The sequence below is a fragment of the Wolbachia endosymbiont (group B) of Rhopobota naevana genome, from assembly GCF_947250615.1.
Taxonomy (GTDB): domain Bacteria; phylum Pseudomonadota; class Alphaproteobacteria; order Rickettsiales; family Anaplasmataceae; genus Wolbachia.
On the sequence record NZ_OX366333.1, the window covers coordinates 692421 to 703987 of the forward strand.

11 protein-coding genes and 1 tRNA gene are annotated in these 11567 nt (G+C 33.3%); 6 read left to right on the forward strand and 6 right to left on the reverse strand.

Annotated elements, in window-relative coordinates:
* Positions 1-160: 160 nt before the first annotated feature.
* The 5 genes from coxB to OOL01_RS03430 all read left to right on the forward strand — a co-directional run bounded on the left by coxB (position 161) and on the right by OOL01_RS03430 (position 6922).
* Positions 161-925: a cytochrome c oxidase subunit II gene (coxB, locus tag OOL01_RS03410; RefSeq protein ID WP_264687152.1), complete on the forward strand. Its 765-nt coding sequence runs from the start codon at positions 161-163 to the stop codon at positions 923-925.
* Positions 926-940: 15 nt separating this feature from the next.
* On the forward strand, positions 941-2491 hold the full coding sequence (gene ctaD, locus OOL01_RS03415; RefSeq protein ID WP_264687153.1) for a cytochrome c oxidase subunit I: 1551 nt from the start codon (positions 941-943) through the stop codon (positions 2489-2491).
* Between the two features lies 1 nt (position 2492).
* Complete coding sequence (locus OOL01_RS03420; RefSeq protein ID WP_264687154.1) at positions 2493-3380, forward strand: heme o synthase; 888 nt, start codon at positions 2493-2495, stop codon at positions 3378-3380.
* Positions 3381-3555: 175 nt separating this feature from the next.
* The gene (gene rnhA, locus OOL01_RS03425; protein ID WP_264687155.1) at positions 3556-3993 is read left to right on the forward strand and encodes a ribonuclease HI; all 438 of its coding nucleotides are present in this window, start codon (positions 3556-3558) and stop codon (positions 3991-3993) included.
* Positions 3986-6922, forward strand: coding sequence for a DUF3971 domain-containing protein (locus OOL01_RS03430; RefSeq protein ID WP_264687156.1), 2937 nt, complete (start codon positions 3986-3988; stop codon positions 6920-6922). The genes rnhA and OOL01_RS03430 overlap by 8 nt, the downstream gene beginning before the upstream one ends.
* A 30-nt stretch (positions 6923-6952) precedes the next feature.
* Here OOL01_RS03430 and OOL01_RS08505 read toward each other — a convergent pair whose 3' ends face one another.
* The 6 genes from OOL01_RS08505 to OOL01_RS03455 all read right to left on the reverse strand — a co-directional run bounded on the left by OOL01_RS08505 (position 6953) and on the right by OOL01_RS03455 (position 11318).
* Positions 6953-7366 (reverse strand): YqaA family protein, encoded by a 414-nt coding sequence (locus OOL01_RS08505; RefSeq protein ID WP_012481730.1) that lies wholly within the window; start codon positions 7364-7366, stop codon positions 6953-6955.
* Positions 7335-8729, reverse strand: coding sequence for a cysteine--tRNA ligase (gene cysS, locus OOL01_RS03435; RefSeq protein WP_264687157.1), 1395 nt, complete (start codon positions 8727-8729; stop codon positions 7335-7337). The genes OOL01_RS08505 and cysS overlap by 32 nt, the downstream gene beginning before the upstream one ends.
* Positions 8722-9378, reverse strand: coding sequence for an exopolysaccharide biosynthesis protein (locus tag OOL01_RS03440; protein WP_264687158.1), 657 nt, complete (start codon positions 9376-9378; stop codon positions 8722-8724). Before OOL01_RS03440 ends, cysS begins: the two co-directional genes overlap by 8 nt.
* Positions 9379-9492: 114 nt before the next feature.
* Positions 9493-10146 (reverse strand): exopolysaccharide biosynthesis protein, encoded by a 654-nt coding sequence (locus OOL01_RS03445; protein WP_007302768.1) that lies wholly within the window; start codon positions 10144-10146, stop codon positions 9493-9495.
* A 126-nt stretch (positions 10147-10272) separates the two neighbouring features.
* Complete coding sequence (tatA, locus tag OOL01_RS03450; RefSeq protein WP_006013840.1) at positions 10273-10440, reverse strand: twin-arginine translocase TatA; 168 nt, start codon at positions 10438-10440, stop codon at positions 10273-10275.
* 140 nt (positions 10441-10580) lie between these two features.
* The gene (locus OOL01_RS03455; RefSeq protein WP_007302769.1) at positions 10581-11318 is read right to left on the reverse strand and encodes an ABC transporter ATP-binding protein; all 738 of its coding nucleotides are present in this window, start codon (positions 11316-11318) and stop codon (positions 10581-10583) included.
* Between the two features lie 151 nt (positions 11319-11469).
* Here OOL01_RS03455 and OOL01_RS03460 point away from each other — a divergent pair.
* Positions 11470-11543: transfer RNA gene (locus OOL01_RS03460), tRNA-Arg, on the forward strand.
* Positions 11544-11567: the final 24 nt, after the last annotated feature.

Below are 11567 nucleotides of genomic sequence, written 5' to 3' on the forward strand. Positions count from 1 at the left end.
GTTAGTATCGTATTAGTATATTTATTAAATGCTAAAAAAACATTAATCATCATTTACTTTTGATTCAATATTTAGCAAAACACTTGTGTACATTCTATAATCTCTGTTTGCATAGTAAGTGTATATATATTATTATACAGTTAGTTTTACAACAAAAAATATGGTGAAGTTATTTGCATTATTGATAATGTTTTACTCAAACATATCAATTGCTTCTGCTCCTACTTCTTGGCAATTTGGATTTCCTGCGCCTGCAACTGAGATGATGGAGGCTGTAGTTAAGTTACATTCGTTTGTGATGAGTGTAATGATTGCAATTATGCTTTTTGTATGGGCCCTGCTTGCTTATGTAGTATTTCGCTTTCGTAAGGGCAAAGTGAAAAATGTCAGTAAAATAACTCATAATATCTTTGTAGAAATTATCTGGTTTGTTATACCAACGATTATTGTTGGGGTATTGGCTTTTAAAAATGCTGAATTAATTAAACTACAGGAGAAAGTGCCAAAAGCTGACATAACACTAAAAGTTATTGGTCATCAATGGTATTGGAGTTACCAGTACCCAGAATATCAAGGTATTTCATTTGACAGCTATATAAAAGGAAAAGAAGACTTTACCGAAAGAGATTTAAAACTATTCTCTGTTGATAATAACGTTATTTTACCTATCAATACTAATATTCGTTTACAAGTGACAGCAGGAGATGTAATACATAGCTGGGGAATACCGGCTTTTGGTATAAAAATTGATGCAATACCAGGTAGGCTGAATGAAGCATGGTTTAACGTTACAAAGCCCGGTATTTATTATGGGCAATGTTATGAACTATGTGGTCAAGGTCATGGATTTATGCCAATTGTTGTTGAAGCAGTGAGTAAAGAAGATTTTAATAAGTGGATTGAAGATAAAAAATTAGTAAGTTAAGTTTGGAGTATAGATATGAGTGATGTACCAAAAGGTATAAGACGTTGGCTGTTTTCTACTAATCACAAAGATATAGGGACACTATACATTATTTTTTCCATATTAGCTGGAATTATTGGTGGATTATTATCGGTAATTATTCGTACTCAGCTAATGCACATTAATATACTTAACAATAATTACCAGCTATATAACGTAATGATTACAGGGCATGCGGTAATAATGGTGTTTTTTATGATAATGCCAGCCTTAATGGGAGGATTTGGTAATTGGTTCGTACCTCTCATGATTGGTGCACCAGATATGGCATTTCCTCGTATGAATAATTTAAGTTTTTGGTTGTTAGTTTCATCTTTTATTTTGCTTATCCTCTCGGTATTTGCTGGCGAAGGTCCTGGAACAGGATGGACTTTATACCCACCTTTGTCGCAAATTATGTCCCACCCAAGTGCAGGAGTTGATCTTGCTATACTTGCACTTCATATTGCTGGTATGTCATCAATTGTTGGGGCGATCAACTTTATAGTTACCATATTCAATATGCGTGCAAAAGGTATGTCACTAACTAAGATACCACTATTTGTTTGGTCTATTTTACTCACGTCATTTATGTTAATTGTTGCCTTACCGGTACTTGCTGGTGCTATAACTATGCTGCTCACTGATCGTAATATAGGTACCTCCTTTTTTGATCCTGCTGGTGGTGGTGATCCTGTGTTATTTCAACATCTGTTTTGGTTTTTTGGTCATCCAGAAGTTTACATAATTATTTTTCCTGCATTTGGTATCATCAGTCAGATTGTGTCAACTTTTTCTCATAGGCCAGTATTTGGTTATATGGGAATGGTTTATGCCATGATAGGAATAGCAACGTTTGGCTTCATGGTTTGGGCTCACCATATGTTTACTGTTGGGCTTAGCGAGGATGCTGCTATATTTTTTAGCACTAGCACAATTTTCATTGGTGTTATAACTGGTGTAAAAGTCTTTAGTTGGATTGCAACTATGTGGGGTGGAGCGATTGAATTGAAGACACCAATGCTGTTTGCATTAGGTTTTATTTTCATGCTTGTTGGAGGTGGTATAACCGGAATAATTCTTTCTCACGGTGGAATAGATAAGCTTTTGCACGATACCTATTATGTCGTTGCTCACTTTCACTATGTCATGTCGCTTGCTGCATTATTTGGAGCTTTCGCCGGTTTTTATTATTGGATAGGCAAAATGTCAGGTAAGCAATATAACGAGTGTTTAGGAAAGATACACTTTTGGCTCACTTTTATTAGCACCAATGTCACTTTCTTACCCCAGCATTTCCTGGGATTAGCAGGTATGCCAAGGCGTATACCTGATTATCCCGACGCGTTTATCCCTTGGAATTATATATCCTCAATTGGCTCATATATGTCCTTTCTTTCAGTTATGTTTTTTGTATTTATAGTTATACATCTCTTTAAGTGGGGCAAAAAAACTGGAGATAATCCTTGGGAAGGTGACACTTTAGAATGGACGGTATCTTCACCACCACCTTTTCATACTTTTGAAAAACCACCAGTGATAAAATAGAATGTACACAAGTGTTTTGCTAAATGTTGAATCAACAATACTGGATTTTTGGCATTTGCTGAAGCCAAGGATAATGTACCTTGTAGTGTTTACTGCAATTGCTGGAATGGTTGCTGCACCAGGTAGCATTCATCCTTTCCTTGCACTAATATCTCTTATGTGCATTGCTCTTGGTTCAGGATCTGCAGGTGCAATAAATATGTGGTATGACAGAGATATAGACTTGCTTATGGAGAGAACAAAAAACCGCCCTATACCTTCAGGTAGAGTTTCTGCAGAAAGCGCGCTTGAATTTGGCATAACTCTTGGAATATTGTCAGTATTTATCATGGCAATAGCAGTGAACTATGTTTCTGCTGCTTTGCTTGCAATTAGCATATTATTTTATGTTTTTGTGTATACAATTTGGCTCAAAAGGCGTACTCCGCAGAATATTGTTATTGGTGGTGCAGCAGGTGCTTTTCCTCCAATGATTGGCTGGGTGGTTGTAACTGACTCTGTAAGCTGGGAAAGTTGTATTCTATTTTTAATAATTTTTATGTGGACTCCACCACATTTTTGGGCTCTATCCTTAAATAGATCTGAAGATTATACAAAAGCATCGATTCCAATGTTCAATATCGTTTATGGTCCAGAAAAAACGAGGAAATATATATTAATCTATAGCGTGTTACTCGTATTAACTAGCTTACTTCCAGCACTATTTTTGAAAAAGGCTCTATTTTACCTCAGTATGGCAATTATTGAAGGGTGTGTTTTTATTTGGTTTGCTGCATCCGTTATAAGGCTTAAGAGTCATAGCTCGCAGAAAAAAATGTTTTCTTATTCGATTTCTTATCTATTTTCTCTGTTTGCCAGCGTTATTTACTGCTCTATTGATTTGTTTTAACCATGAAAGAACATAAAAACTATCTTTTACTTTCTCTTCTAATAATGCTCGTTGTAGCACTTTTTTTTATTTCCATAATAAAATTTAAAGGTGCGGCTTAAATTGCCTCTATATCTATAAAAATTGTGATTTTATAGAAGCAACGATATACTTTATTAATTCACTACAGTTAAAGATGAAGAAAAAGGAAGTGACAATATACATAGATGGAGCATGCTCTGGTAACCCAGGGACAGGAGGGTGGGCAGCAATCATATTATTTCAAAATCATAGAAAGAACATCTGTGGTAGAGAAGAAAATACTACAAATAATAAAATGGAGTTAACAGCAGTGATCAATGGACTGAAGGTATTAAAATTTCCTTGTAATATCAGTTTGTATACGGATAGCCTCTATATTAAATACGGTATAACAGAATGGATAAAGAAGTGGAAAATGAACGGCTGGAAGACAAGTAATAAGAAGTCAGTAAAAAATATAGAATTATGGAAAGAATTAGACGATGTTGCTTTGCAACATGAGATTAACTGGAAGTGGGTTAAAGCGCATAATGGTGATAAATACAATGAAGAAGCCGACAGCTTAGCAAGAAAAGCAATAATCGATGCTTAAAAAAATAGCTCTATCATTTTCTATAATTTTATTATTTATATTCTGCTTCTTTATCCCTTTTAAAGGGGAAGGTCCTTTAGAAATCAATATTAGTTATATTAATTTTTATATAAAGAAAAAAATATTAAAGATATTTACCAATTCGGATGTCAGCATGGAGAGTACCTCGGTTATTTGGCAGAAAGATGGCAAGCTAGTCATTACAGATTTAAAAATAACAAATCCTGACTTTACCATAGAAGTTCCTGAGCTTTTCGTACACTTTAAGTTAAGTTCCAAAAAGTTCTCTCAGGTTTTAGCTGGTAATGTACACATATATATCAAGAAGGAAGAGACCAGAGGAATAACAACATCTGTAATGACAGATAAGATGAGTAGTACAAAAAATCTGCTGAAGACAATAAGAAAAATTTTTTTCTACTTAAATGCAGACTCAAGGATTGAAATTACTAACATTGCTGTCAATAAAAGCACGGAAGGTGAATTCTTCATTGATAAAGTATATGTAGGAAAGGAGGAAAATTTTAATGTTTTGGATATTCGTGTTCATACAAAAGATAAAAAGGGGATTCTAGATGATTTATCTATTATGATAAAAAATCGCAATAATTTGTTAAATTTGTATGGAACATTTTATAACCTAAAGTTGGGGCTATTTAACGAGTTTTCCACACTAGTTAAAAGTTACAATTTGGACAAAGAAATAGGGTTCAAAGGGAACTTCTCAATGAGAATTAATGGAAAGGATGAAGTTATGGATGGAAACATATACGTGTTAAATACAGAGAGTCACTCAGGTAAAAACTTAGCCTTGACTAATGTAAATGTAAATTTGACATATAGTAATGAAATCATTAGCGTAAAAAACTTTCATTTTAAGTTAAATGATACTTACCAATCTTTGATTGGCAAAATGAACTTTGGCACAAATCATGCTTTGCTTAGAGTTAATATTAGTAAACTTGTTGCAAAAGATTTATGTACTTATGTACCAGATGGTCTAGTGAACAATGAATTTAGAAAGTGGTATTGTAATAATATTGATGGAAATATTATAAATACAATTATAAGTTTTAACGGTAAAATCGATAGTTTAATAAATGATGATCTGTCAGGTATTGTAATTGTTGCTGATATAGAAAATGGCAGCGTTCAATTTGATGAGGATTTTGAACGAGTGGAGAAGTTGAACGGTGAGTTAACTCTCAAGGATAACAATCTCAAAATTATTGTAAATAGAGCTAAGTTTCAGAATTTTACTATCAATAGTGGTCATATTGAAATGAACTCTCTCAATAAAGAAGATTCTGTTCTTACCATTAATGGTCAGGCTGTAAGTGATGCTTATGGGTTATATGAGCCTATAAGATTTAAGCTGGATGATGTGGTAAAACTTGAAAGAGATAAAGTAGGTGGAATAGCAAAGTCTGTATTCAATTTTCGCATTTTTAATCTAAACTCTAGTGATAAAAAAGTAGATTTTTCGGCCAAATTTCATTCTGAAATTGATAATTTGGTGGTGTATAATGGAAGTTTTGGTAAGTATGATATTAAGCTCGATTTTGGGAGTGACTTTATAGATTTAAATGGCAGTGGTATGGTAAATAATACACAGCTTCTATTTGACCTCAAAAGTAGCAATAAAAATGAAAATTTTGTCTGGAGTTTGACTGGAGATTTACCTGCTCAAATACTTAATTTCGGTGATGGTTATATCAATGCAAATATAGAGTCAGTAATGTATCAAGACAAAACAGGGTACGTTAATGGTAATATAGATTTATCAGAGCTCGAGTTGCGTTCAAGCTACTTAGGGTGGAAAAACCATTTTGAAGATCACAATGAAGTTTTATTTTCTACAAGGCTAAAAGGAGCAGGTAAGTTGCTAATAGACAAACTAGACGTTGTAGGAAATGATCTAGACATAAAATTTAGCGGAAGAGTAGAAAATGGAAATCTATATTTAAATTCTAGCAACTTTAAATTACCTGATAATAATTTTAGTATAGAAATTGAATCAGGTAAGGAGAAAAATGCCATAACTATTCACGGTGAGAAAATCAACTTAAGTGATGTGTTAGGTTTACTTGGCAAAGATAGTAATCGATTAAATAACAAAATAGAAGTTACTATGAATGTTGATAATATAATTATGAAAGAAGGAATTATCATAAAAGATGCTAAGCTAAATGTAACTTGTGCTAAAGGTGATTGTAGTGGAAGTCAATTCACAGGACAGTTTTTAGAAGATAACAGTAATATACTAGTAGAACATAGTGAAATAGGGCTTGAAATATATTCGGATAATTCAGGTATGCTTTTGCGTTCTTTAGGTATTGGTAAATCAGTTAAAAATGGCAAATTATCTCTTTATCTATCTTCTAAGAGAGAAAATGGAGAACATTATGGTATGTTATCTATCAGCAATTTCTATATCAAAGATGCTCCACTGCTTACCACTTTATTATCAATGTCTTCACTGCCTGGTATTGTAAATGCTATAAAGAACGAAGGTGTACATTTTTATAAGTGTAATGCACCTTTTTCATATAAAGATGGCACTGTTGAAATTGAAGAATCTTGGCTTGAAGGAGCGGAACTAGGCATTAGCACTAGTGGTACGCTCGATATTAAGGGTTATAAATTCCAGGTTGAAGGACAAGTAATACCGGCATACTCAATTAACAAATCTTTGTTGAAAATCCCTATAATCGGAAAACTTCTGACTGGTGGGAAGAGTAGGGGGATTATTTCAATAGACTACAAAGCAAATGGTGATGATAAAAACAACAACGTATCTGTTAATCCTATCTCTTCGCTAACCCCAAGCTTACTTAAGAGGTTATTAGGAGTATTTGATCGTATTATGACAAAAACTAATAAAAGCATTTTAAAAGGTAGTTTGAAGAAGAAATTTAGCTCAATATGACCAGAAGAAAAGTTGTTTATTGATGTTTAGTTAGATGGTAAACGTTAGATATAACAAACAGAGGAAGTTAGATAAAATAATTAAGGGAACAAGAATATAAAGGTTTAACTTGAAGTAACCGGATAAAATCTGAGTCACACTTCCAAGTGCTGGTACCCACGAAAGCAATGCAACTGCACAAATCAGTAGGTGCCTTACAATTTTTGGTGTTTTGTCTTCATTCTCTAATTTGTGATGTGATCTTCTGATAAAAATTGTTATTCTACCTAAATACCAGTTAGCTATTCCACCAAGACTGGATCCTAATACTCCAAAAAGTAATATAAGTAGTTGATCGTAGTTTGACCTAAAGCATAACATAGTGTAAAGTACAAAACCTTGATGTATGGGTAAGATAAGCGATGATACTAGGCTATCTATAAACAATAGGAGATAATTTTCCATACCAAGTTGTTGTACCATCTTCGTTGTCAGAAATTGTAACCCCCATTTGTTTCAATTGCTCTCTTATTTTGTCTGCAGTATCATAATCTTTATTTTGTTTTGCTACTTTTCTTAAGTCTATCAACCTTTCTATTTCTTGATGACTCACACCACTTGCAAACCACTCTTGATAACTTGACTCAAGAATACCAATGAACCTTGCGCTTTTAACAAACTTCTTAGTTAATTTGAGCCTCTCACATTCATTACTTGTCTTATTGATTTCTGTAGCCATTTCATGCAATATGGCTACAGCTTCAGGAATGTTTAAATCGTTTTTCAAAGCCTCTATAAAATCTTTAGAGACTTCTGCATCACTTTCCTCAATACATGTACTACGTAATAACCGATAAAACTTGTTTAAAGTTTCTTGCGACTCAGAGATAACATTTTCTGTCCAATCAAGTGGTTTTCTGTAGTGAGTTTTAAGCAGCGCATAACGTATTACTTCACCCTTTATTCCACTATCTAACAAATCCCTTACTTTGACTATATTAAATAAGGATTTGCTCATTTTCTCTTCATTTACCGTAAGAAACCCGTTGTGTACCCAATATTTTGCAAACGTTGACTCAGCAAATGCAGATTTACTCTGTGCAATTTCATTCTCATGATGAGGAAATTGCAAGTCTATACCCCCACCGTGAATGTCAAAATCTTTGCCAAGGTAAGCATATGACATTGCTGAACATTCTATATGCCACCCTGGTCTTCCCTCTCCCCATGGACTATTCCAGTGACTTGAAAGTTTATAGTCAGTTTCGTTTGCAGGTTTCCAAAGTACGAAGTCTCCTGGGTGTTTTTTATTTTCACCAACTTCAACTCTACTACCGTAGTTTAATTCATCAATTTTTTTTCCTGATAAAATGCCGTATTCAGGGTAAGATTCTACACTAAAATATACATGTTTATTGGATTCATAAGCATGACCAGCTTGCAGCAAAGACTCAATTAACTTGATAATGTTATCTATGTTTTCCGTTGCTTTTGGTTCATATGTTGGTTCTGCACAATTTATGCTTTCCATGTCTTCATGAAAAGTTTTAGTGTAATATTTGCTAATGCTTTCTATATTACTATTTTTCTCATTTGCTGCATTGATTATCTTGTCATCGATGTCGGTTATATTACGCACATAAGTAACTTTTCCATAACAAAATTTAAGCAGTCGAAATAATACATCGTAAACAACAATAGAACGTGCATTACCTATATGTGCTGTATCATATACTGTTGGCCCACAAACGTACATTTTTATATGATCTTTATCGATCGGTGTAAAGGGCTCTTTTTTTTTTGTTAAAGTGTTGTAAAGCTTAACCATATACAAAGCTTTTTAGAAAAGAAAATGCTCCAAATATAAGCTGTGGTCCTTTAACTATTACGACAAGAGTAAGTAATAACCCACACAATGATACTAATACTCCCATTATAGAGAGAAATCCATCTTTGCTCATGATACCCAGTGAAATGAGAGTTGTACCAATTGCAGGAATGAAGTTAGTTAAAGGAAGTGGGATTGCTATCGATAATGCACAAAGCAGCATTATAAATGCTAAAATATTTTCACCAGGACCACGAAAAATGAAAGACATTCTTGGTTTCATGAACTTTTCTATTTTTTTTAATGTAGGTGAAGTTTTCTCTACCACGAGAGCTAGTGTTGAACGTTGAAAAGATTTCCTTTCTAGCCAATTAGGCATCCAAGGAGAATCAAACTCAAATAGAAGCTGCAGTGAAAATAAGATTAAAGGTATAGAAAGAATGGTTGTATAGCCAGGTGGAACAGGTATAGGTACTGATAGCGGTAAAGAGAAGATGATTATTAAAATACCAAAACCACGCTCATGTAAAGCTGTTTTAATATCAAATAATGTTACTTTATCATTATCGTTATTATTAGTATCTGCAACCTCTTTTAGAATATCAGAGGCCAATTTTTTATCTTCAGTCAATTTCACACTTTTTTCCACAGTTACCCTTTAATAACAATATAACTTCTAACTAACATAGTTATTGCTATATTTCAATATCGATTATTCATTTCATGCTGTACTTCATTCTTTTATTAAAGTGTTGTAAAGCTTTTAAGTTATAAGGCTTTTAAGAAGAGAAAGTGTTCCGGCTATAAGTTTTGGTCCTTTAACTATTACAATAAGGGTAACCAATAACGCACAGAATGAAACTAACACTCCTAACGTAGATAAAAATCCATCTTTACCCATAATGCCGAGTGAAATAAGAGTTATACCAATTGCAGGAAGGAAGTGAGTAAAAGGTAATGGAAGAGCTATTATTATTGCACAAAGCAACATCATAAAAGCTAGAATCTTTTCACCTGGACCAAGAAAAATAAAAGACATTCTTGGTTTCATGAACTTTTCTATTTTTTTTAATATAGGTGAAGTTTTCTCTACCACGAGAGCTAGTGTTGAACGTTGAAAAGATTTCCTTTCTAGCCAATTAGGCATCCAAGGAGAATCAAACCCAAATAGAAGCTGCAGTGAAAATAAGATTAAAGGTATAGAAAGAATGGTTGTATAGCCAGGTGGAACAGGTATAGGTACTGATAGCGGTAAAGAGAAGATGATTATTAAAATACCAAAACCGCGCTCATGTAAAGCTGTTTTGATGTCGAACAATGTTACTTTATCACTATCGTTGTTATTGGTATCTGCAACCTCTTTTAGAATATCAGAGGCCAATTTTTTATCTTCAGTCAATTTCTCACTTTCTTCCACGATTAACCTTTAATAACATTCTAACTAACATAATTATTACTGTACTTCAATCATACCTCTTCAATTCTTTAGCCTTGTTTAAACAAATGACACGCACTTTAGTGCGTGTCACGAAACATAAGGAAGCTAACGATCTGGTTCATTAGATGATAGTTTCTCTGAATCCTTAAGTTCTTGTTTAAGGTTTTTAATGCCTTTGCCTAAATCACCCATAACTTGTGGTAACCTACCTGCACCAAACAGAACTAAGATTATTATTAAGACTAGAAACAGCTGCCATGGACCTAAACTCATTTGTACCTCCGTTGAAAATATTAACTTTTAGGTATTAAAACTTGACTGAAGCCAAGTGATACATAAATTATATCACTTTTATTGAATTATAAATCAAGAGTTTTTAATTATCTTATAATAGTTTTAGCCTAACATTAAGTTTAGTTTAGCTGTAGAGTAAAAGGAAGCTCACTAAAAAATTTTGCTAACGTATCATCTTTAGGTCTGTGGTATATGTAGCTAGGAACTCCTGATTGAATAATTTTACCATTTTTCATCACGTAAATAAAATCTGCAACTTTCAACGCTTCTTGCGGATCATGAGTTACCATGAGTACAGGAATATTTTTGCTTCTAAAAAGTGACAATATATGGTGCCTTATTCGATATTTGAGCAGTATATCTAAATTAGAAAATGGTTCATCGAGCAAAACAACATCAGGATTTTGCGCCATTACTCTTGCTATTGCAACTAATTGTTGCTGTCCTCCTGATAAAGCATGAGGGTACATGTTTTCATATTTTTCTATATTAAATAGCTTTAAGATTTCCAATGCAGTAAGGTATTTTTCTTTCTTAGAAGTACTGCAAATAGCAAAAGTTATATTTTCTATTACTGTTTTATGAGGAAATAATGCAGAATGCTGAAAAATCAATCCGATATTTCTACGCTCTATAGCAATTGACACTTTGTTACTTGCAACTAATTTATCATTTATAACAATGGTTCCAGATTTTGGATTTTCTATTCCTGCGATTAATTTTAGAATTGTTGACTTGCCACAGCCAGAATGACCTAGTAAACAGGCAACACTTCCTTTCTTCACTTGAATGTTGATGTTGCTTAAAGCAAAGCCATCTTGATTACTATAAAAGTAACTAATATTGTTAACTAGCATTAATCTTTCAATTGGAATCGTATTATTAAATATAACAGTATTACATTCAAGAAATACAGAAATATTTTTTATTATTGTGAATTAATTGTACAGGGTGCCTAGAAAAATGCGAGACTTTTTGCTATAATTTTGCATAAATAGCAGAAGACATGGGACTATAGCTCAGTAGGATAGAGCGTTGGATTCCTAATCCGAAGGCCGTGCGTTCGAATCGCACTAGTCCCACTTAATTTTGATAAAGTGGTTTAA